The sequence below is a fragment of the Winogradskyella sp. SYSU M77433 genome (assembly GCF_029911945.1).
In the GTDB taxonomy this organism is placed as follows: domain Bacteria; phylum Bacteroidota; class Bacteroidia; order Flavobacteriales; family Flavobacteriaceae; genus Winogradskyella.
In genome coordinates this window covers 81320-102998 of the sequence record NZ_JARYTG010000001.1, presented here as the reverse complement: position 1 = coordinate 102998, position 21679 = coordinate 81320, and the positions used below count along the sequence as shown (strand labels likewise).

The window sequence follows — 21679 nt, the reverse complement described above, 5'->3', positions numbered from 1 at the left end:
AATAAAAAAGCAGTCAAATTATTGACTGCTTTTTTGTTTTATGACTCTAAAATATCTTTAATATTAGGTTTAAAGTAGTTAGGGCCTTTAAGAACTTTCCCGTCTTCTCTGTAAATTGGTTCTCCATCTTCTCCAAGTTTGCTCATATTACTACGTTGAATTTCTTCAAAGACTTCTTCTATTTTATGTTGCAAACCATGTTCTATAATGGTACCGCAAAGAATATATAGCATATCACCCAAAGCATCAGCAACTTCTACTAAATCATTATTGTTGGCAGCTTCTAAATATTCTTCGTTTTCTTCGCGCATTAATTTATAACGAAGCATATTTTTTTCTAGACCTAAATCGGCTTTCGGAGTTCCTCTATGTCCTATTTTGAAGGCGGTATGAAATGCTTTAACAGCATTGATTTTATCTTGCATTATTAGTTAGTTTTTTATTCTGGCAATTATTAAATTCGCATAAAAATAAGAAGATGTTTAGTAACGGTCAATTGATTTTTGGTTTATTATTTTTTATTGTTTTTGTTATCATTATTGGTTTTCAATATCGAAAAAACCTTAAACTTCATAAACAACACTACAAAGGAACCATTTGGATACTTATAGCTTTTATAGCTTTCATAGGCATGATAGCGGCTATTAAGTTTATTTTTATGTAATAGCTAAATTTAGAGCATAAAAAAAGCAGCTATTATCTAGCTGCTTTTTTTTATATAAAATTGCTTTTAATTAAGCTTTATTTGCTACTAAAGTCACTTTTAACTCAATATCATCATTGATAAACTTATCACCTAAATTATCAAAGAATGATTTAGAACCGTACTCGATGTTCCACTTAGAACGATCAATTGTAAACGTTTCACTTGTTAAAGTTAAAGTATCACCATTTACTTCAATTGTTACAGGGAAACTAATGTTGTTAGTTTTTTCTTTCATAGTTAAGTTTCCAGAAAGCATTGTTTTTCCGTCAACAGTTTCAATACCTGTAACTTCAAAATTAGCAACAGGATGATTCTCTACATCAAAGAAATCAGCATTCATTAAGTGTCCTGCTAATTTAGCATTTCCTTCATCTTCTTTAGGAATGTCTAAAACTTCGATACTAGCCATATCAATTGCAAATTTTCCGCTCTCAACAGTATTATCATTTACTTTTAACTTTCCGTCTTTAATAGCAATTGTACCATTGTGAGATCCTGTAGGCTTGTAACCTGTCCACTCAATCATTGACTTTTCAGTATTCGCAGTATAGGCTACAGCTTCAACTTTAGCAACTGCAGCTTCTGTTGCTTCTTTTGTTTCAGCTTCTTTAGCTTTGTCACCACAACTTGAAAAAGTGATTAGAGCAACAACAGCAAAAATTTTAAAAATAGGTGTTTTCATGTTAGTGTTTTAAGTTTGTTTTTTTGAGGCGTAAAATTAATAATTGTTTCAACACAACAATTATAAAAAAATGTTAATGACATTTTGACATTTTAATAATAATGGCAGTACTTTTGCCATTTCTAAATCGAAGATTTAAAAAATTGAACTCAAATGAGTAAAAAAGATAAAGACAAAAAAGTGGAAGAACCTCAAATAGAGGACACAGCAACTGCAACTGCTGAAGCAGAAAATGAAGGACAGACAGAACAATCTGTAGAAGAAAAATTACAAGGTGAATTAGCTGCTGAAAAAGATAAATTCATGCGTTTGTTTGCAGAGTTTGAAAATTACAAGAAGCGAACTACTAAAGAACGTATAGACTTGTTCAAAACAGCTAGTCAAGATGTTATGACGGCTATGTTACCAATTTTAGATGATTTTGAGCGTGCTTTAACTCATATTGAAGAAGACAAAGAAGCTGAAGAATTAAGAAAAGGTGTTTTGTTAATCTACAATAAATTGGTGAGTACGTTACAGCAAAAAGGATTATCTAAAATAGAAGTTAATAAAGGAGACACTTTCAATGCAGATGACCATGAAGCGGTAACTCAAATTCCTGCACCCTCAGAAGATCTTAAAGGTAAAATCATAGATGTAATTGAACAAGGTTACAAGTTAGGAGATAAAGTTATCCGTTTTCCAAAAGTTGTTTTTGGACAGTAAGTGAAAATCGTTTTTCGAGAATTAAAGACGAACAATTAATTATTTAGATGAAAGAAGATTATTACGACGTATTAGGAATAAGTAAAGGAGCATCAGATTCTGAGATAAAAAAAGCCTATCGAAAGATGGCGCTAAAATATCATCCAGATAAAAATCCTGATGATAAAGAAGCGGAAGAAAAGTTTAAAAAAGCAGCAGAAGCTTACGAAGTTTTAAGTAATGCTGATAAAAGAGCACGTTACGACCAGTTTGGTCACCAAGCCTTTGACGGATCAGGTGGTTTTGGTGGAGGTGGTATGAATATGGATGACATATTCAGCCAGTTCGGTGACATTTTTGGAGGCGCTTTCGGTGGAGGAGGCGGTTTCAGCGGCTTTGGTGGAGGTGGTAGACAACGCGTTGTAAAAGGAAGTAACTTACGTATTCGTGTCACACTGACTTTAGAAGAAGTGGCTAATGGAGTAGAAAAGAAAATTAAAGTTAAGCGCAAAGTTCAAGCACCTGGTACAACTTATAAAACTTGTAGTACTTGTAACGGTTCTGGTCAAGTGACAAGAATTACCAATACAATTTTAGGAAGAATGCAGACGTCTGCTCCTTGTCAAACTTGTGGTGGAGCTGGTCAAACTATTGATAAAAAACCTTCAGATGCAGATGCTCAAGGTTTAAAAGTAGCTGAGGAAACAGTGTCTGTAAAAATACCTGCAGGTGTTGTAGATGGTATGCAGCTTAAAGTTACAGGAAAAGGTAATGAAGCTCCTGGAAATGGTATTTCTGGTGATTTGTTAGTCGCAATACAAGAAGAAGAACATCCAACATTGAAACGTGAAGGTGATAATCTTCATTATGATATGTATGTAAGTCTACCTGATGCCGTGTTAGGTTCATCTAAAGAAATAGATACGGTAACTGGTAAGGTTAGAATTAAAATAGAAGCTGGTGTTCAGTCTGGTAAAATATTAAGATTACGAGGCAAAGGTATACCAAGTATTAATGGTTATGGTAAAGGAGATTTATTGGTACATGTAAATGTTTGGACACCAAAGACCTTAAATAAAAAACAAAAAGAATTTTTTGAAAGTATGAAAGATGACGAGCATTTTGAACCAAAACCAGAAAGCTCTGATAAATCTTTTTTTGAAAAGGTAAAAGATATGTTTTCATAAAAAGGTATTAATTCATAAAAAATATTATCTTTGAATTATCGCTAATGCTAATTAGCGGTAATTTTTCTTTTTCATAGCAATTTTTTCCCATCCTTATTTAATTATAAGGGTGGGTTTTGTTTTTTAGGTTGAAAGTGTGGTAGTTGCTGTGAAAGAATACATTATTATATATCCTATTTATTCTTTATTACTCTACAACATTTAATATATTTACGTATTAACCCTAAGTAAAATCTTATCAAATATGAATGACTTATTAGTTGCTGATTCCGTATCAAAAAAGTATGGGGATTTCAAGGCACTAAATCAAGTATCTATAGCTGTTCCAAAAGGAAGTATTTTTGGTTTGCTGGGACCAAACGGAGCAGGAAAAACAACACTTATTAGAATTATAAACCAAATTACAATGCCAGATGAAGGTACTGTAATGCTAGATGGTCAACCGCTTAAACCAGAACATATTCAGGATATTGGATATCTACCAGAGGAACGAGGACTGTATAAATCTATGAAAGTCGGTGAGCAAGCTTTGTATTTGGCACAACTGAAAGGCATGTCTAAATCTGAAGCAAAAAGTAGATTAAAATACTGGTTTGATAAATTGGATATTGGTGATTGGTGGAACAAAAAAATTCAAGAGTTAAGTAAAGGACAAGCGCAAAAAATTCAGTTTGTCGTCACAGTTTTGCATCAACCAAAGCTTTTAATTTTTGATGAGCCTTTTTCTGGTTTTGATCCTATTAACGCCAATTTAATAAAGGATGAAATTTTACAATTGAGAGATGAAGGAGCTACTGTTATTTTTTCTACACATCGTATGGAATCTGTTGAGGAATTATGCGATCATATTGCTTTGATTCATAAATCAAATAAAGTTTTAGATGGCAAGTTAAATGATATAAAACGTCAATACAAAACCAATACGTTTGAAGTTGGTTTAGAAGCTTTGGATAAGGAAAAAGTGATTGCAGATATTCAGAATAGTTTTGATGTGTTACCAGCTACATTCAAAAATTTGTATGATGATATCAAACTCAATGTTAAGATTCCTGAAACAACATCTCCAAATGATTTGTTGTCATTTTTAACTTCAAAAGCACAGGTAAATCATTTTGTAGAAGTTATTCCTTCAGCAAATGACATTTTTATTCAAACAGTAAAAAATAATTAGGCATGAATCATTTACCACTTATAATAAAACGCGAATATTTAACTAAGGTTAAAAACAAGTCGTTCATTATTATGACATTTTTAAGTCCTGTAATAATGATTGCGCTTATAGCTGTTGTTGCCTATTTATCTCAATTAAACAACGATAAAAAACGAACGATTTCCATACTTGATGAAACTGGCTATATAACAGAAGGTTTTAAGAATACAGAAAATACAACTTATTCTCAATTAACAGGGCTGAGTTTGGACGACGCTATTACTTTGGTGAAAGAGAGCGATGGTTATGGGCTTTTATATATTACTGGAGCGGATTCTATCAATGATATTTCAAATGAGATAAAATTTTATTCAGAAGAAACACCATCATTTTCTGTAATCTCTAATTTAGAGTCCAAGATAGAAAATCGTTTACGTGAGCTTAAATTGCAGAAAGATGGAGTAACGATGGCCCAGATAGAAGCCTCTAACACCAAGGTTGATATTGCCCAAGAAAGTTTTGATGGGCAAAAAAGTTCTAAGGCAGATAATATTGTAAAACTAGCTTTTGGTGGAGCGGCAGGTTATTTGCTATTCATGTTTATTATCATTTATGGAAATATGATAATGCGAAGTATTATAGAAGAAAAAACGAGTAGAATAATTGAGGTAATTATATCCTCTGTGAAACCAATACAATTAATGATGGGTAAGATTATAGGTACATCATTAGCAGGTGTTACGCAATTTGCTATTTGGGCTATTCTTGGTGTAGTTTTGATGGCAGTAGTTGGTTTTATATTTAATATCGATGTGACAGCACTGTTAGCTCAGAGACAAGAAGTTTTGTTGCAATCTATCGAAAGTTCTGGGTTAGAAAAGAATATAGGAGATTTTTTCATTGCATTTCAAAGTTTACCATTGGCTAATTTAGTTTTTGCATTCTTACTATTCTTTATTAGTGGATACTTATTATACAGCTCATTATATGCAGCAATTGGTGCTGCGGTTGATAATGAAACAGATACACAGCAATTTATGCTGCCAATATTAATGCCTTTGATTTTAGCAGTTTATGTTGGTGTATTTACGGTTATTGAAGATCCTCATGGTACGGTTTCAACAGTGTTTTCTTTTATTCCGCTAACGTCACCTGTGGTTATGTTAATGCGTATTCCTTTTGGTGTACCGCTTTGGCAACAAGGTTTGTCACTATTGTTATTAATAGGAACATTCATTTTTGCTGTATGGTTTGCAGCTAAAATATATAGAGTAGGCATTTTAATGTATGGTAAAAAACCAACATACAAGGAGCTATTTAAGTGGTTGAAGTATTAAGATTATGATGCAGGATTTAGAAAAAATAGAAGAAACAATTACTGAAAGTTCTGCTTGGGAAGCCGTTAAGAATTTTCTTGGGATGCATTTAGATTTTACGGAAGATATAAGCGTATCAATTTTTGATCTTATCATAGTAGTAACTGCTATTTTCATTACCACAATTGTTTTAAGAATTCTACTTAGAATAATTACAAGAAAATTACCAGAAGATGATAAAGGGAAGTTTAATGTGGTTTATGGCTACTTCCGATGGGTTGTTTATCTTATCATTTTGCTCATAACGCTTCATAGTGTTGGTGTAAATGTAACGGCTGTTTTTGCAGCTTCTGCAGCACTTTTAATAGGTGTTGGTTTAGCACTTCAAACACTGTTTCAAGATATAATTTCTGGAGTATTTATTTTGGTAGATCAGTCGGTACACGTTGGTGATATTATTGAAATAGAAGGTAAAGTAGGAAGAGTTGAGGAAATAAAATTAAGAACCACAAGAGCAGTAACTATAGACAATAAAGTATTGGTAATTCCTAATCATTTATACTTAACAAATTCGCTTTACAATTGGACACAAAACGGAACCACAACACGTGAAAGTGTTGAAGTTGGTGTAGCCTACGGAAGTGATGTTGAGTTGGTAAGAAAATTATTATTACAGGCAGCAAGTACACATCCAGATGTTATTTCAGAACCAGAGCCCTCTGTAATATTTACCAATTTTGGTGATAGTTCTTTAAACTTTAAGCTTGTATTTACACTTGCAGACAGTTTTAAAGCACAATTCCCAAAAAGTGATATTCGGTTTGAAATCGATAAGTTATTTAGAGAAAATAAAGTCACGATTCCATTCCCTCAACGCGATATTCATATTATTGAAAAACCGCAATAAAGTATAGTTTAATTTAAAAATCATTTATGTCTATAAAACACATTAAAGCTACATTATTATTTTGTTTAATTTCTTTGGTTTTTGTTGGAAACGCGCAATCTTCAGATCTATTTCGTATTGAATATTTACATATTCCGAATGATAATACAGGAAATAGTATAGGAAGATTTAGAACGTTTTTTCAATTGCCATTAGAGTTTAAGAAAAATAATTATATCGTAGTTGGTGGTGAGTATAGAAACATAAATTTAGATTTAAAAGATGTGCCTTTTGATACAAGTGATTTACATTCTGTACAACGAATAGAAGCTTCTTTAGGTTATCTTTATAGAACAAGTGGTGATTGGATTTATGCTGCCAAAGCCGGAATGCGTTTACAATCTAACTTCGCATCTAAGTTAGTTAGCGATGATTACATTTACGTAGGAAACGTGTATGCGATTAGAGATAGAACAGAAGATGTAAAAGAAGGAGATAAACCCAATCGACTCATAATAGGTTTACAGTATACAACCACACCTGGTCGTAATTATCCATTACCAATTTTAAACTATTATAGAGAATTTCATCCCAATTGGACCTATACTTTAGGTGTGCCAAAAACAAACATTCGTTATAAATTTGATAAGACAAATCATGTTCAAGCCTTTGTAACTCTTGACAATTTCTTTGCAAATATTCAAGCTAATAAAGAAGTAAATGGTAGAGTGGCTGAAAATATTTCTATGACAACAGTTTTGGGAGGTCTTGGTTATGAGCATTATTTTACAGATCATATTATGTTTTATGGCTATGCTGCGTATACTATTTCTAACGACTTTAGGTTAAGAGATAATGAACGTGAAGACATTTATACCATAGAAGCAAAAAATACTTTGTATTTTAGAACGGGAATAAAACTCAAAATATAAAATGCCAAAAATATTAATCATTGAAGATGAAGCAGCAATCCGACGAGTGCTGGTAAAAATACTATCCGAAGAAAATGACAAATACCAAGTAGAAGAAGCCGAAGACGGTTTGGTTGGTGTCGAAAAAATAAAAAAAGACGATTACGATTTAGTGCTTTGTGACATTAAAATGCCAAAAATGGATGGTGTTGAAGTGCTAGAAGCTGTGAAAAAAATAAAACCAGAAACACCAATGGTGATGATTTCTGGTCATGGAGATTTAGATACAGCCGTAAATACGATGCGTCTTGGAGCTTTTGATTATATCTCAAAACCACCAGATTTAAATAGACTCCTTAACACTGTACGTATTGCTTTAGATAGAAAAGAGCTTGTAGTTGAAAATAAGATGCTAAAAAAGAAGGTTAGCAAAAACTACGAAATGATAGGTGAGAGTGACAGTATTGGTCGTATCAAAGAAATGATTGATAAAGTGGCACCCACAGATGCAAGAGTTCTTGTAACGGGACCAAATGGAACTGGAAAGGAATTAGTGGCGCATTGGTTACATCAAAAGAGCGAGCGTTCTAAAGGACCAATGATTGAAGTTAACTGTGCAGCCATACCAAGCGAACTTATAGAAAGTGAATTGTTTGGTCATGTAAAAGGGGCTTTTACTTCTGCAGCTAAAGACAGAGCAGGTAAATTTGAAGCTGCCAATGGCGGAACAATTTTCTTGGATGAAATCGGTGATATGAGTCTATCTGCCCAAGCTAAAGTTCTACGAGCATTACAGGAAAGTAGAATTCAACGTGTTGGTAGTGATAAGGATATTAAAGTCAACGTTAGGGTAGTTGCAGCAACAAATAAAGATCTTAAAAAAGAAATTGCTGATGGAAAATTTAGAGAAGATTTATATCATAGACTCGCTGTGATTTTAATTGAGGTTCCAGCATTGAACGACAGACGAGATGATATTCCTCTGCTGATAGAACATTTTTCTGAAAAAATTTCAAACGAACAAGGCACATCAAAAAAATCATTTTCTGATAAAGCTGTGAAATTGCTTCAAGATTATGACTGGACAGGTAATATCCGTGAACTTCGCAATGTTGTAGAGCGACTTATTATTCTTGGAGGTAATGAAGTAAGCGAAACTGATGTTAAAGCTTTTGCTTCAAAATAAACTAAGCTTATGAAAGATATCAATATCGAAGACTTTAAAATCACTTCAAAAATCAGTATTAAGGATTTACCGACAACCTATGATTTAGAGGTTAACAAAAAGAAAACCGAGCGTGAGTTAAGAACGGTAAGTGAAGAATTAGCCGAAATTCAAAATACCATGTATGCACATGGAAAATATGCTGTACTATTTTGTATTCAAGGTATGGATACAGCAGGAAAGGACAGTTTGATTAGAGAGGTTTTTAAAGAATTTAATGTTAGGGGAATTGATGCGCATAGTTTTAAAAAACCAACGGAAAATGAATTAAAACACGATTATTTGTGGCGACACTACATCGCACTTCCTGCTAGAGGTAAGTTTGGAATATTTAATCGTACACATTATGAAAATGTATTGGTAACAAGAGTTCATCCAGAATATTTGATGTATGAAAATATGCCAGACATTAAAAGTGTTGATGATGTGAATGAAGCATTTTGGGAAATACGGTTTGAAGAAATCAATAATTTTGAAAAGCATATTGCAGATAATGGTACCATTATTTTTAAGTTCTTTTTGAATGTTTCAAAAGATGAACAAAAAAATAGATTAATAAGACGTTTAGAAAAGCCTTCAAAGAATTGGAAATTTTCTTCTGATGATTTGGATGAGCGTAAACTTTGGGGTCAATATCAGGATTGTTATGAAGATGCCATCAATAAAACATCTAAATTTCATGCACCTTGGTATAACATTCCTGCAGATGATAAACCTACAGCAAGATATTTAGTCGCTAAAATTTTATACGATACTTTAAAAGAATATACCGATATTAAAGAACCAGAATTACCTGCTGACGAAAAGTCTAAAATTCATTTGTATAAACAGCAACTGGAAAACGAATAATTTAAACACCATCTGAAATGAGATATTTTTCAATTTTAGCCTTTACACTTTCTTTGTTAATTTCTATTAACGTTAACGGTCAAACGGATGAGTCAGCATTAAAGACTATTTATTCCACATCCTTAACCAATGGAAAAAGTTATGAATGGCTAGATTATTTATCGAATGAAATAGGTGGAAGATTATCTGGATCTAAAAATGCCGAGTTAGCTGTACAGTATACCAAAGCTGAACTTGAGAAATTAGGTTTGGATAAAGTTTGGTTACAACCCGTTATGGTTCCAAAATGGGAAAGAGGAGAAAAGGAAGAAGCTTTTTATTTGATAGAAAACCAAAAGAAAAACGTGAATATTTGTGCCCTTGGCGGTTCAATAGCAACTGATGAGAATGGATTGCAAGCTAATATAGTAGAAGTTCATGATTTTGAAGAATTAGAAAAACTTGGCAGAGAAAATATCGAAGGAAAAATTGTTTTTTACAATAGACCAATGCAAGCTGATTTAATAAGCACTTTTAATGCTTATGGAGGTTGCGTTAATCAGCGTTATGCAGGTGCAATGGAAGCTGCTAAATATGGTGCTATTGGTGTTATAGTACGTTCAATGAATTTAAGACAAGACGATTTTCCACATACAGGAAGCATGAGTTATGGTGATTTGCCGGTAGAACAACGTATTCCTTCTGCAGCAATAAGTACCAATGATGCTAATGTTTTAAGTGTAGCATTAAAAAGTAATAAAGACTTACAATTTTATTTTAAACAGAATTGTAAACAGTATGAAGATGTGCCGTCGTATAATGTTATTGGAGAAATTACAGGTAGTGAATATCCTAATGAATATATCATTGTTGGTGGTCATTTAGATTCTTGGGACCTTGGAGATGGAGCGCATGATGATGGTGCAGGAGTGGTGCAGTCTATGGATGTGTTAAGACTTTTAAAAGAAAGTGGTATTACCCCAAAAAGAAGTATTAGAGTAGTGTTGTTTATGAATGAGGAAAATGGCCTTCGTGGTGCTACAGAATATGCTAGAGTTGCAAAAGAAAATAATGAAAATCACATTTTTGCTTTAGAAAGTGATGCTGGAGGTTTTACTCCAAGAGGGTTTTCATTTTCAGCAAATGATACCAATTTTAATCAAGTTTTGGGTTGGCAATCATTATTCAAACCTTATTTAATTCATTATTTTGAACAAGGTGGAAGTGGAGCAGATGTAGGTCCTCTAAAAACAGAAACTAATGTTGTTGCTGGTTTAAGACCAGACTCTCAACGTTATTTCGATCATCATCATGCATCTAACGATACGTTTGAACATGTAAATAAAAGAGAACTAGAACTTGGTGCTGCGACTATGACAGCTTTGGTTTATCTTTATGATAAATATGGTGTTAATCCAATTACTAAGGAAACCGAAATAAAAAATTAGAGCTATTAATTAGATCTAATCCGTTTCATCTTGTTTGCTCCCTTTCTTCATCTTCATGTATTTTGATACTAAGCGCACACCAAGTCTAGCGAAAAGTATAACGGAAATTACTATAACAATGTCAAAACCAGTCATGGTATATTATCTAAAATGATAAAGCAGTACTATGCAGCAAACGATCTTTTGATTTCACATAGATCTTCACCTGAAATAGGCTTAACAATATAATTACTTACTCTCTTGTAAGATTTGGCACGTTCTACATCAGTAGGATTAATAGAGGAACTGACCATATAAATGGTTATTTCTTTTTCAGTTTTAATTGAGGTGAATTCATCTAAGAATTGCCAACCGTCCATAATAGGCATGTTTATATCTAAAAGAATAACATCGGGTAAATTTTCATTGCTTGAAATAAGATGTTTGATTTTTTCCAAAGCATCTTTACCGTTGTTGTAGACTATAACATTATTGCAAAAATCATTTTTTTGAATTAACCGTTTTACAGCAAAAATGTATATTTCATCATCGTCTATAATACAGGCAGTATCTATTTTTTTCATTTTCTCAGGAATATTGTGAAAGTAGAGCCTTTATTTACAAAGCTATCCACCTTTATTTTACCTTGCATTGCTTCAATTTGATTTTTTATAAGAAATAATCCAAGGCCTCTTGCATCTTTGTTTTTGTGGAATGTTTTGTACATGCCAAATATTCTATCGCCATGTAGTTCTAAATCTATACCACAACCATTATCTTCAAATTTTAAAATAAAATAATCGTCATTTTGTTCACAGAAGATATTAATAGTTAAAGGTACATTAACTCTTCTATATTTTATGGCATTAGATAAAAGATTTATTACAATACTTTCAAAATAAGCTGGAATAGTGTTTAAAAAAGTATCTTCAGGAATATCATTATTTATTGTAGCATGAGCATCAATAGCTTTTGCCGAAATACTATTGATGTGTTTCTGAATTTCTTGGTGAACATTAACTTTAAAGTAAGTTTCTGTTAGAGCTATGTTGATTTGAGCAACTTCGTTGAGATTCAAAATAGTTTCATTAAGATTCTCAGAAGCTTTTTTCAACAAAGGAAAAAGTTCGTTTTCCGTAGTTTTTGGGTGTTCTTCTTCAATTAGGTTTAGTAGTAAAGATAAATTACCAGAGTGTGTCCTAAGATTGTGGGAAACAATATGAGCGAAATTAATTAGTCTTTTATTCTGGTCTACTGTGGTTCTTAATAGTTTTTTAATTTCTGTTTCCGTTCGTTTTGCTTTAGAAATATCTTGAAATAAACCACGAACCCTAATACATTTATTGTTTTCTAAAACAGGATAACCAATAGCTCTTACCCATTTCTCCTTTCCTTTTGGGGTGATTATCTCAACTTCAATATCGTAATTATTATTATACTCTATAGCACTGGTAAAATGTCGAGTAATCTTAGATTTACTAATACCTTCTTTGTAAAAACTTATAGCGGACTCTACATTTGGAACGTAATCAGAGTCGACTTCATGTATTTTGCGAGTAACATCACTCCAGAATAAGTCTTGAGTTGTTACGTCATATTCCCATGTGCCAATTACTGCAGCTTCTTGAATGAAGTTGAACAAATCAACATCATTATTGCTTTTAAGGGACTTACTTTTTATCATAATCTTTAGGGTTAGATCAGATTACTAAGGGTTGATTATATTGTGTTTATAATGATAAAAAATTCAAACGTAGTTCAATATAATGATTTTTTTAAAAAGGAAACCACAGTAATAATAATACTTTGTAAGGTTTTTTCTCTAAATAGAGATTAAAAAAATGTTAGATGTTAATTTCCAGTTGGTTATTGATGATATCGTCAAAAGTCTCACGTTTTCTAATCAGGTGAGGTTTTTTATTATGAATGAGTACTTCGGCAGGTCTGTAGCGCGAATTGTAATTGCTAGACATTGAATAACAGTAAGCTCCAGCATTTTTGAAACAAAGAATATCACCTTCAGTAATTTCAGAAATACGTCTGTTGCTTGCAAAAGTATCGGTCTCGCATATGTAACCTACAACTGAATAAAAACGTTCACGACCTGTTGGGTTAGATATATTTATTATTTCGTGTTGAGAGCCATAAAGCATAGGTCTAATTAAATGATTAAAACCAGAATCTACTTGAGCAAAAACAGTTGAGGTGGTTTGTTTTACAACGTTGACTTTTACCAAAAACACACCAGCTTCGCTCACCAAGAATTTACCAGGCTCAAAAGCTAAAGTTAAATCTTTACCATATTCTTTACAGAATTCATTAAAACGTTTTGAGAGTTTACTACCAAGTTCTTCAATATTTGTTTCAATATCTCCAGTTTTGTATGGTACTTTGAAGCCCGAACCAAAATCAATAAACTCTAAGTCCTTGAAGTTTTTGGCAGTTTCAAATAAAATTTCACTAGCATATAAAAAGACATCAATATCTAAAATGTCGCTACCAGTATGCATGTGAATACCATTAATATTCATTTTTGTATTCTCAACAATACGAAGCAAAAGTGGAATTTGATGTATTGAAATACCAAACTTACTATCAATATGTCCAACAGAAATGTTAGTGTTGCCACCAGCCATCACATGAGGGTTTATACGAATACAAACAGGAATATTAGGATGTTTTGTACCAAATTGTTCTAAAATGGAAAGGTTATCTATATTAATTTGAACACCAAGTTTCGCAACGTTTTCTATCTCTTCAAGTGATACTCCATTAGGAGTGTAGATGATGTTTTCAGGCTTAAAACCAGCTTTTAAACCCAATTGTACTTCTTGTATAGAAACGGTGTCTATTCCAGAGCCTAGACTATTAAATAGTTTTAATACAGAAATATTAGAAAGTGCTTTTACAGCATAATTTATCTTTAGTTTTTTTACTTTGCTAAAAGCGCTGGTCAAACGTTGATATTGCGATACAATTTTTTCAGAGTCGTAAACATATACTGGACTTCCAAAGTCTTTAGCGATTTGTAAAAGTTGCTTGTTCATTCTAGATTTTTTTTCAAATATATTTTTTTAGAGTCATTATAAAATGAATACCACAGAATATTTCACATATTAAACAATATGTTATATAATTAACAATTTGAGATTGTCTTTAAAATTAGGGGATTTAATAATTAAATATTAGCGTAAGTAAATACGATTAATTATTTTTGTGTCATTAATATTTCGGTCTAAATTTTTCCGAAGAGCAATCAAAAATTTCTGATAAAAAATGAATTTACACGAATATCAAGGAAAAGAATTACTAAGTAGTTTTGGCGTACGTATCCAACGTGGTATTGTTGCTAAAAATGCAAAAGAGGCTGTTGATGCAGCAAAACAATTAACATCGGAAACTGGCACTAGCTGGCATGTTATTAAAGCTCAGGTTCATGCTGGTGGACGTGGAAAAGGTGGTGGTGTAAAGCTTGCCAAAAACCTTCAAGAAGTTGAAGAAATCGCAGGACAAATCATTGGAATGAATTTGGTAACTCCACAAACCTCTGCTGAAGGGAAAAAAGTACACCAAGTATTAATCGCAGAAGATGTATATTATCCAGGTGATAGTGAGCCAGAAGAATATTACATGTCTGTTTTACTTAATCGTGGTACGGGTAAAAACATGATTATGTATTCTACCGAAGGTGGTATGGATATTGAAACTGTAGCTGAAGAAACACCTCACTTAATCTTTACTGAAGAAATTGATCCTGCAATTGGAATTTTACCATTCCAAGCACGTCGTGTAGCTTTTAATTTAGGATTATCTGGTACAGCTTTTAAAGAAATGACAAAGTTTGTTACTGCTTTATATACAGCATACACAAAATCTGATGCTTCTCTTTTTGAAATCAATCCCGTTTTAAAAACAAGTGATGATAAAATCATGGCAGTAGATTCTAAAGTAACTTTAGACGCTAATGCTTTATACAGACATAGAGATTTAGCTGAAATGCGTGATTTACGTGAAGAGAACCCAATTGAAGTTGAAGCAGGTTCTTTAGGCTTAAACTACGTAGATTTAGATGGAAACGTTGGGTGTATGGTTAACGGAGCTGGTTTAGCAATGGCAACCATGGATTTAATTAAGCAAGCAGGTGGTGAGCCAGCTAACTTCTTAGATGTTGGTGGTACTGCTGATGCGGCTAGAGTAGAGGCTGCTTTCAAGATTATTCTTAAAGATCCTAATGTAAAAGCTATTTTAATTAACATTTTTGGTGGTATTGTACGTTGTGATAGAGTAGCGCAAGGTGTTATTGATGCTTATAAAAATATGGGTAACATTGAAGTGCCAATTATTGTACGTTTACAAGGAACAAATGCAGATGTAGCTAAAGACTTAATTGATAATTCTGGCTTAGATGTATTAAGTGCAACAGAATTTAAAGAAGCTGCGGATAAAGTACAAGAAGTACTTAGCTAATAAGCTTTAATAATATAAATAAAAAAGAGCAACTTAATCGTTGCTCTTTTTTTGTTTAGGGTTGTTGTTTTTCTTTGGCATTGGCCCTCTTAGATGAATAATTAAACCGTTGAGGAAATTTCTCAATATTTGATCACCACATTCTACATATTTAGGATGATCTTCTCTTCTAAAGAAAGCATTAAGTTCACTTTTAGAAATTCTAAAATCTACTAACGCCAGTATTTTTACAATATCGTCATCACGAAGTTTGTGTGCAACACGTAGCTTTTTAAATATATCGTTATTAGTCATAATTATTTTTTTATTTCTATTAATAGGACAAAGTTAATACAACCATTGATAAGCTTCACCAAAATAAGCAGACCAAAATGTTTCATTGTGTTTACCTCCTTCAACAATATTACTTTTGATGTTTTTATTTTTAACTCCTTTAAGATTTAATAAAGCTGTCATTTTCTCAAGATCTTTAACCATGTCTTCGCTTTCATTGGTTCCCGCTAAAAAATAGAATTTTGAACTTTTAGGAATCTCTGTAGATTTCACAAAATCATAAATTTCAGGGTTAATCCAGAATGATGGTGAGAAAACACCTGCCTTACCAAAAACTTCAGGATATTTAATAACACCATAAAATGATATAAGTCCACCTAAAGAAGAACCAAAAAGTGTAGTATATTCTGCTTCAGGTTTTGTTCTGTAAGATTGATCAATATGTGGTTTTAATGTGTTTTTGATGAAATTCATATAAGCATTACCATTACCTCCTCCATGTTTTTCATGTTTATAAGGAGTAAGTTCTTCTATACGTTTTTCATTGCCATGCTCTATGCCAACAATGATACTTTCATTATTGGCTAGGCCACCTAAATATTCATCAACTTGCCATTCTCCAGCATAGGCACTTTCAGCATCAAACAAATTTTGTGCATCATGCATATAAATCACAGGAAATCGCGTTTTAGAATTTTCGTAATTTTTAGGTAAATAAATCCATATGGTTTTATCTGTATGAAGTTCAGGTGAATCTATGTTTATTTTTATAACTTGTTTAGAGGCAGTAGTTTGACTGTTTATTTTTGTAAGAAATATCAATACTATTAATAAATGAAAATACTTCAATTTCATGCAGTTATAAGTGTCGAAGTTTGACAAACGTTTAAAATTACCGACTAAATACAGCCAACTTTTCGACAAGATACATTATATCAACGACAATAAATTAAACAACCTCTTTAACTTTACACTATAAATAATTCCCTCAAGATTATGATTAACCGTGCTGAAAAATTGAGCCTACTTTCCGAGATGATCGCATTCGCTCAGACAGATGATAATATTAGAGCCATTGAATATAATTTCTTATTTAGTATAGCCAAGCAATTGGAAATTTCTAAAGAAGATTTTGAATACCTTTTTAAACATCCTGTAACTTATGTTCATTTAAAGTCCCACAGTGAACGTATTGTACAGTTCCATAGATTAGTTTTATTAATGAACTTAGACCATAAAGTTGCACCAAAACAATTGGTAAAGATTCATAATTTTGGTCTAAGAATGGGATTGAGCCATGAGTCTATTAATAGAGTTTTAGATCTAATGGATAGTTTTCCTAATAAAATTGTGCCACCCGACTTTTTGATTGATATCTTTAAGGTTCAGTATAATTAAATAATGTTTAACTGATGAAGCGTTTATTTGTTTAATCGTTTCTTTAAGTTGTTTATGGTCTCATTAGATTGTTAGTTACACTAAACACTAAACACTAAACACTAAACACTAATCACTTTACTTTCAGTTTCTCCAATTTTTCCTGATAGGCAGTAATTTCGTCTCTGAATTTTGCAGCTTCCATAAAGTCGAGCGCTTTTGCAGCTTGTTCCATTTGCTTACGTTTTTCTCGTATTTTCTTTTCAAGCTGAGCTTTTGTTAGGTATTCACTCTCTGGTTCTGCAGCAATTTTAGCATCCAATTCCGTTCTGTAAGTACTGACCGAATTTTTAGCTAAGGCACTATCTAAACTTTTATTTAAAGCCTTTGGGGTAATATTGTTCTTAGTGTTGTATGCGATTTGCTTTTCACGTCTATAGTTGGTCTCATCTATAGTTTGTTGCATGCTATTTGTAATTTTATCTGCATACATTATAGCTTTTCCATTGAGGTTTCTTGCAGCTCTACCGACCGTTTGCGTCAATGATCTATTAGAGCGAAGGAAGCCTTCTTTATCAGCATCTAGTATGGCAACTAAAGACACTTCGGGTAAATCTAGGCCTTCACGAAGTAAATTAACACCGACCAAAACATCAAATAGCCCTTTTCGTAAATCTTGCATAATTTCAACACGTTCTAAAGTGTCTACATCACTATGAATGTAGCGACAACGAATAGAAATACGCGTTAAATATTTCACTAACTCTTCTGCCATACGCTTTGTAAGTGTTGTAACTAGAGTACGCTCGTCCTTTTCAACTCTATTCTGAATTTCTTCTATTAAGTCATCAATTTGATTCAAACTAGGGCGAACTTCAATAATAGGATCCAATAAACCTGTTGGTCTAATCACTTGCTCCACATAAACACCATCTGTCTTTTGCATTTCATAATCTGCAGGAGTTGCGGATACATAAATAACTTGATTTTGAAGTGCTTCAAACTCTTCAAATTTTAAAGGTCTATTATCCATAGCAGCAGGTAGACGGAAACCATAATCTACAAGATTTACCTTTCTGCTTCGGTCACCACCATACATAGCATGAACTTGAGAAATAGTCACGTGACTTTCATCTACAACCATTAAATAATCGTCTGGGAAATAATCCAACAAACAGAATGGTCTTGTCCCAGGCGCTCTTCCATCTAAATATCTTGAATAGTTTTCAATACCAGAACAGTAGCCAAGTTCCCGAATCATTTCAAGGTCAAATTCTGTACGTTCTTTAAGACGTTTTGCTTCAAGATGTTTACCAATTTCCTTAAAATAATCATGTTGTTTTACTAAATCATCTTGAATATTTTTAATGGCACCATTGAGTACATCAGGTGACGTTACAAACATATTGGCAGGATAGATGTTCAAACGGTCGTAGCGTTCTATAACTTCATTAGAATGCGCATCAAAAGCCTCAATTTCTTCAATTTCATCACCAAAAAAGTGAATTCTAAAAGCATGATCTGCATAACCAGGAAATACGTCAACCGTATCTCCTTTTATTCTGAAATTTCCGTTTTTAAAATCGGCTTCAGTCCTCGAATACAAACTTTGAACGAGTTGATGTAATAGTTTTGTTCTTGAAATGACCTGGTCGCGTTCTAAAGTGATTACATTTTTCTGAAACTCTACTGGGTTACCGATACCATACAAGCAAGATACTGAGGCAACAACCAAGACATCTCTTCGGCCAGAAAGTAGGGAAGAGGTGGTGCTGAGACGCATCTTTTCAATCTCTTCATTGATAGATAAATCCTTTTCTATATAAACACCAGAAACAGGAATATAAGCTTCAGGTTGATAGTAATCGTAGTAGGAAACAAAATATTCAACAGCATTATCAGGAAAAAACTGTTTGAACTCAGAATACAATTGAGCTGCAAGCGTTTTATTATGAGCCAAAACCAATGTTGGTCGTTGTACTTCTTGTATAACATTGGCAACGGTAAATGTTTTACCAGAGCCGGTTACACCAAGTAGGGTTTGGTACTTTTCATTGCTTTCAATTCCACCAGCCAATTTTTTTATAGCTTGTGGTTGATCTCCTGTAGGTTTGAATTCTGATTCTATTTTAAAGCGCATACAGCAAAGTTACGATAATTGCTTCATAAAAAAGATTAGCGCTTTAATGCAAAATGATTAACTATAGTTTTACCATTATGAAATTTTACGCTGAACCAATAATCATCACTGGGTAATTTTTTGCCATGGTATGAGCCATCCCAAACAAGATTTGATGAAGAAAGTACTGTAATAAGTTTTCCGTAACGGTTATAGATTTCTATAGTTTGTATTTCACTCAATTGTTCATCGTTACCGATAACTCTCCAAGTTTCATTATCATTATCACCGTTAGGTGTGAAAAATTTAGGAAAACCAAGTACAGAAATTGTTTGTTCTATAATTCCGCAACCATTAAGGTCTTTAATGTAAACGGTATGAAAACCTTCTGTTACACCGTAAAAGATATTACTATCTTGATAGGCGCCTTCACTATCGTCAAGTGCATATTGATAAATACCTTCTCCAGAAGTGATAATTTCCACAAAATTGTTAGGATACATTCCTGAATAACTCACATCATCAATGATTGCTGTACTAGACGGATTCACATTTATAGTTCTACTAGAAGAACAACCATCTGTATTAGTCACTATAACAGTATAAGTACCTGTTTCGTTGATTTCTATGAAAGAAGTATCTGTTCCGGTTGGATTCCCATTGAGTAACCACTCGTAATAATAGTTGTTAGGTATATCATTAGCAACACCACCATAAAGTGTAATGGTTTCAGGATAGCTGTTGATACAATATATAGTAGTGGCATCACTTTCAAGAATTGGAGGATCTAAAACATTGAGGTTTGCTGTAGTAATACTGTAACATTGACTATTGCTTTCAACTTTTACATAAATAGTTTGTGAGTAGGCTGATGTGTTTTCAAAACTAATCGGTAGCACGTTAACTTCGTTTAAGGCATCTTCTTCAGTCTGGTAATAAGTGACATTTGCACCTGTAGGAATTTGAGCTATTATAGAAGTTTCAATTTCATTAAGATTAAATGTTGCAAAACCATCAAAATCATCACTATCACAAGCATCTAATTGAGGAATGTTCAATGTATTGTTAGAGGTTTGTAACTCTAAGCTAGCTATATCAAAACAGTTGTTGCTATTTACTACTCTTGCAAAAACAATTTGCATAGGATAATCATTCTGAAACTCATTAGGGTTAGTGATAGGATTGCTATTGTCCAACGCTTCATTCTCGGTTAAAAAGAAGTCGGAAACAGATAAGGTATTGTCATTACTCGTTAGGTTAGAAATAGCATCGTAAAGATTAAAAGTTGTAAGACCATCTTCATTAGAATCACACTCAATAAGAACATTGTCATTTGCTACAGGTAAATCAGCATATTCTATAATAACATCTCCGTAAGAGATACAGCCGTTAGCATAATTAACCTCTACACTGTAATTTCCTGGTTCTGTAACGGTAAATGTGTCGCAAGATCCACAGCCTGTAGATACGCCTTGTACTAAATTGCCATTTCTATACCATTCGTATGTGTTTTGCCCAGGTTGGGAAGCACTCAGTTCTAAAGTTTCACCTTCACAAAGTGCATTATTATTTATTAATAGTCGATCTGGACCTAAATCAGTAGATAGTTCAAAACTTGCAGCTTCTAAAAAAACAGCAGAATCATATCTGTAATTTTGTTCATCAGCGATAACCAATTTTACATGATAGGTTGCGTTTGGTGTTACATTGGCAGTTGCTGTTAAAACTGTAGTTTGCCCATTGAAATTTATAGGTGTATTACCGTAATTATAGTTACCAAAATAAGTTTCGTTTTGCGGTGGACAAGCCCCAGGCACACCAGGTGTAACTGTTGTAACTTTTACAGGTGTGTAAGTATTAGGTACTAAAGCAATATTTTGATATTGGCCTCCACCAGAAACGGGACGGATTAAAAAGCCAAATAAATCTGAATACTGACAACTATTGGCATTACCTTCTTGATATTCTTCAGAAGCAAAAATATATCTAAAGCTAATTTGTGAAGCAATTGAAGTGAAATCGAATTCTAAAATAGTAGCATTTATAGTATTGTTTTCGTTTAGAGCCGTTTCTAAATCAACATCTCCTTGCCAATTCGGTGCATCATCATCACTAAGAGAGTTATTAGGGCCAGGTACATTTTGAAGCCTTCCTGTACTTAAAACTAAGCCACTTTGAAAAGGGAATGAAGTTCCGCTAGCATCAAAATAGCCATAACTTTGATCAGAGCCATTAAAGTCTCCACCATATACATTTGTTACAACTACATTTTCTATACAATCACTATCAATGAGGATGTCTTCAATAAGTTGTTGAGGAGTATAAGTTTGACTATCTACTGAAATACCTTGACTATAACTAAATAGTTGAAATAACAGTATTACAGCTATTAACGTTCTTTTCATTTTCTTTTTTAAGGGATTGCAAAGATACGTATCTAA

General features: G+C 32.9%; 20 protein-coding genes. 11 read left to right on the top strand and 9 right to left on the bottom strand.

What is annotated here, in order from left to right; all coding sequences use genetic code 11:
- Positions 1-38: 38 nt before the first annotated feature.
- The gene (locus QGM60_RS00460; protein ID WP_281138223.1) at positions 39-425 is read right to left on the bottom strand and encodes a nucleoside triphosphate pyrophosphohydrolase family protein; all 387 of its coding nucleotides are present in this window, start codon (positions 423-425) and stop codon (positions 39-41) included.
- Positions 426-734: 309 nt separating this feature from the next.
- Positions 735-1388 (bottom strand): YceI family protein, encoded by a 654-nt coding sequence (locus QGM60_RS00450; protein ID WP_281138220.1) that lies wholly within the window; start codon positions 1386-1388, stop codon positions 735-737.
- Between the two features lie 153 nt (positions 1389-1541).
- Here QGM60_RS00450 and QGM60_RS00445 point away from each other — a divergent pair, with 153 nt between their 5' ends.
- The 9 genes from QGM60_RS00445 (at position 1542) to QGM60_RS00405 (ending at position 11023) form a co-directional block, all read left to right on the top strand.
- The gene (locus tag QGM60_RS00445) at positions 1542-2093 is read left to right on the top strand and encodes a nucleotide exchange factor GrpE (RefSeq protein WP_281138218.1); all 552 of its coding nucleotides are present in this window, start codon (positions 1542-1544) and stop codon (positions 2091-2093) included.
- Between the two features lie 47 nt (positions 2094-2140).
- On the top strand, positions 2141-3259 hold the full coding sequence (gene dnaJ, locus QGM60_RS00440) for a molecular chaperone DnaJ (protein ID WP_281138217.1): 1119 nt from the start codon (positions 2141-2143) through the stop codon (positions 3257-3259).
- 244 nt (positions 3260-3503) lie between these two features.
- Positions 3504-4430: an ABC transporter ATP-binding protein gene (locus QGM60_RS00435; RefSeq protein ID WP_281138216.1), complete on the top strand. Its 927-nt coding sequence runs from the start codon at positions 3504-3506 to the stop codon at positions 4428-4430.
- 2 nt (positions 4431-4432) lie between these two features.
- Entirely contained in the window at positions 4433-5746 is a 1314-nt protein-coding gene (locus tag QGM60_RS00430) for an ABC transporter permease (RefSeq protein ID WP_281138215.1), read from the top strand.
- Between the two features lie 7 nt (positions 5747-5753).
- Positions 5754-6632: a mechanosensitive ion channel domain-containing protein gene (locus tag QGM60_RS00425; RefSeq protein WP_281138790.1), complete on the top strand. Its 879-nt coding sequence runs from the start codon at positions 5754-5756 to the stop codon at positions 6630-6632.
- Between the two features lie 26 nt (positions 6633-6658).
- Positions 6659-7543, top strand: a complete 885-nt coding sequence (locus QGM60_RS00420) for a DUF6268 family outer membrane beta-barrel protein (protein ID WP_281138214.1) — start codon at positions 6659-6661, stop codon at positions 7541-7543.
- 1 nt (position 7544) lies between these two features.
- On the top strand, positions 7545-8708 hold the full coding sequence (locus QGM60_RS00415; protein ID WP_281138213.1) for a sigma-54 dependent transcriptional regulator: 1164 nt from the start codon (positions 7545-7547) through the stop codon (positions 8706-8708).
- A 9-nt stretch (positions 8709-8717) separates the two neighbouring features.
- The gene (locus QGM60_RS00410) at positions 8718-9596 is read left to right on the top strand and encodes a PPK2 family polyphosphate kinase (protein ID WP_281138212.1); all 879 of its coding nucleotides are present in this window, start codon (positions 8718-8720) and stop codon (positions 9594-9596) included.
- Between the two features lie 17 nt (positions 9597-9613).
- Positions 9614-11023, top strand: a complete 1410-nt coding sequence (locus QGM60_RS00405) for a M20/M25/M40 family metallo-hydrolase (RefSeq protein WP_281138211.1) — start codon at positions 9614-9616, stop codon at positions 11021-11023.
- A 164-nt stretch (positions 11024-11187) separates the two neighbouring features.
- On the opposite strand, the gene QGM60_RS00400 is transcribed toward QGM60_RS00405, so the two are convergent.
- The 3 genes from QGM60_RS00400 to lysA all read right to left on the bottom strand — a co-directional run bounded on the left by QGM60_RS00400 (position 11188) and on the right by lysA (position 14049).
- Entirely contained in the window at positions 11188-11586 is a 399-nt protein-coding gene (locus tag QGM60_RS00400; protein WP_281138210.1) for a response regulator, read from the bottom strand.
- Positions 11583-12686, bottom strand: coding sequence for a sensor histidine kinase (locus QGM60_RS00395; protein ID WP_281138209.1), 1104 nt, complete (start codon positions 12684-12686; stop codon positions 11583-11585). The genes QGM60_RS00400 and QGM60_RS00395 overlap by 4 nt, the downstream gene beginning before the upstream one ends.
- Before the next feature lie 160 nt (positions 12687-12846).
- On the bottom strand, positions 12847-14049 hold the full coding sequence (gene lysA / locus QGM60_RS00390; RefSeq protein ID WP_281138207.1) for a diaminopimelate decarboxylase: 1203 nt from the start codon (positions 14047-14049) through the stop codon (positions 12847-12849).
- Between the two features lie 229 nt (positions 14050-14278).
- Between lysA and sucC the strand changes: the two genes are divergently transcribed.
- Positions 14279-15469: an ADP-forming succinate--CoA ligase subunit beta gene (gene sucC, locus QGM60_RS00385; RefSeq protein WP_281138206.1), complete on the top strand. Its 1191-nt coding sequence runs from the start codon at positions 14279-14281 to the stop codon at positions 15467-15469.
- A gap of 33 nt (positions 15470-15502) precedes the next feature.
- On the opposite strand, the gene QGM60_RS00380 is transcribed toward sucC, so the two are convergent.
- Positions 15503-15763: a DUF1456 family protein gene (locus QGM60_RS00380; RefSeq protein ID WP_281138205.1), complete on the bottom strand. Its 261-nt coding sequence runs from the start codon at positions 15761-15763 to the stop codon at positions 15503-15505.
- Positions 15764-15796: 33 nt separating this feature from the next.
- A complete protein-coding gene (locus QGM60_RS00375) occupies positions 15797-16597 on the bottom strand; it encodes an alpha/beta hydrolase-fold protein (protein WP_281138204.1) in 801 nt (266 codons plus the stop codon).
- Between the two features lie 141 nt (positions 16598-16738).
- Between QGM60_RS00375 and QGM60_RS00370 the strand changes: the two genes are divergently transcribed.
- Positions 16739-17140, top strand: a complete 402-nt coding sequence (locus QGM60_RS00370; protein WP_281138203.1) for a TerB family tellurite resistance protein — start codon at positions 16739-16741, stop codon at positions 17138-17140.
- Positions 17141-17252: 112 nt separating this feature from the next.
- On the opposite strand, the gene uvrB is transcribed toward QGM60_RS00370, so the two are convergent.
- Together uvrB and QGM60_RS00360 are read right to left on the bottom strand one after the other, a co-directional pair.
- Complete coding sequence (gene uvrB, locus QGM60_RS00365; RefSeq protein WP_281138202.1) at positions 17253-19259, bottom strand: excinuclease ABC subunit UvrB; 2007 nt, start codon at positions 19257-19259, stop codon at positions 17253-17255.
- Between the two features lie 35 nt (positions 19260-19294).
- Positions 19295-21643, bottom strand: coding sequence for a choice-of-anchor L domain-containing protein (locus QGM60_RS00360; protein WP_281138201.1), 2349 nt, complete (start codon positions 21641-21643; stop codon positions 19295-19297).
- Positions 21644-21679: the final 36 nt, after the last annotated feature.

Coding starts and splice junctions, on each gene's coding strand:
- QGM60_RS00375 (WP_281138204.1), bottom strand. CDS start 16,597: ATGAAATTGAAGTATTTTCATTTATTAATAGTATTGATATTTCTTACA.
- QGM60_RS00395 (WP_281138209.1), bottom strand. CDS start 12,686: ATGATAAAAAGTAAGTCCCTTAAAAGCAATAATGATGTTGATTTGTTC.
- QGM60_RS00410 (WP_281138212.1), top strand. CDS start 8,718: ATGAAAGATATCAATATCGAAGACTTTAAAATCACTTCAAAAATCAGT.
- QGM60_RS00450 (WP_281138220.1), bottom strand. CDS start 1,388: ATGAAAACACCTATTTTTAAAATTTTTGCTGTTGTTGCTCTAATCACT.
- QGM60_RS00420 (WP_281138214.1), top strand. CDS start 6,659: ATGTCTATAAAACACATTAAAGCTACATTATTATTTTGTTTAATTTCT.
- lysA (WP_281138207.1), bottom strand. CDS start 14,049: ATGAACAAGCAACTTTTACAAATCGCTAAAGACTTTGGAAGTCCAGTA.
- QGM60_RS00435 (WP_281138216.1), top strand. CDS start 3,504: ATGAATGACTTATTAGTTGCTGATTCCGTATCAAAAAAGTATGGGGAT.
- QGM60_RS00380 (WP_281138205.1), bottom strand. CDS start 15,763: ATGACTAATAACGATATATTTAAAAAGCTACGTGTTGCACACAAACTT.
- QGM60_RS00460 (WP_281138223.1), bottom strand. CDS start 425: ATGCAAGATAAAATCAATGCTGTTAAAGCATTTCATACCGCCTTCAAA.
- QGM60_RS00425 (WP_281138790.1), top strand. CDS start 5,754: ATGCAGGATTTAGAAAAAATAGAAGAAACAATTACTGAAAGTTCTGCT.
- QGM60_RS00400 (WP_281138210.1), bottom strand. CDS start 11,586: ATGAAAAAAATAGATACTGCCTGTATTATAGACGATGATGAAATATAC.
- sucC (WP_281138206.1), top strand. CDS start 14,279: ATGAATTTACACGAATATCAAGGAAAAGAATTACTAAGTAGTTTTGGC.
- dnaJ (WP_281138217.1), top strand. CDS start 2,141: ATGAAAGAAGATTATTACGACGTATTAGGAATAAGTAAAGGAGCATCA.
- QGM60_RS00415 (WP_281138213.1), top strand. CDS start 7,545: ATGCCAAAAATATTAATCATTGAAGATGAAGCAGCAATCCGACGAGTG.
- QGM60_RS00370 (WP_281138203.1), top strand. CDS start 16,739: ATGATTAACCGTGCTGAAAAATTGAGCCTACTTTCCGAGATGATCGCA.
- QGM60_RS00445 (WP_281138218.1), top strand. CDS start 1,542: ATGAGTAAAAAAGATAAAGACAAAAAAGTGGAAGAACCTCAAATAGAG.
- QGM60_RS00405 (WP_281138211.1), top strand. CDS start 9,614: ATGAGATATTTTTCAATTTTAGCCTTTACACTTTCTTTGTTAATTTCT.
- QGM60_RS00360 (WP_281138201.1), bottom strand. CDS start 21,643: ATGAAAAGAACGTTAATAGCTGTAATACTGTTATTTCAACTATTTAGT.
- QGM60_RS00430 (WP_281138215.1), top strand. CDS start 4,433: ATGAATCATTTACCACTTATAATAAAACGCGAATATTTAACTAAGGTT.
- uvrB (WP_281138202.1), bottom strand. CDS start 19,259: ATGCGCTTTAAAATAGAATCAGAATTCAAACCTACAGGAGATCAACCA.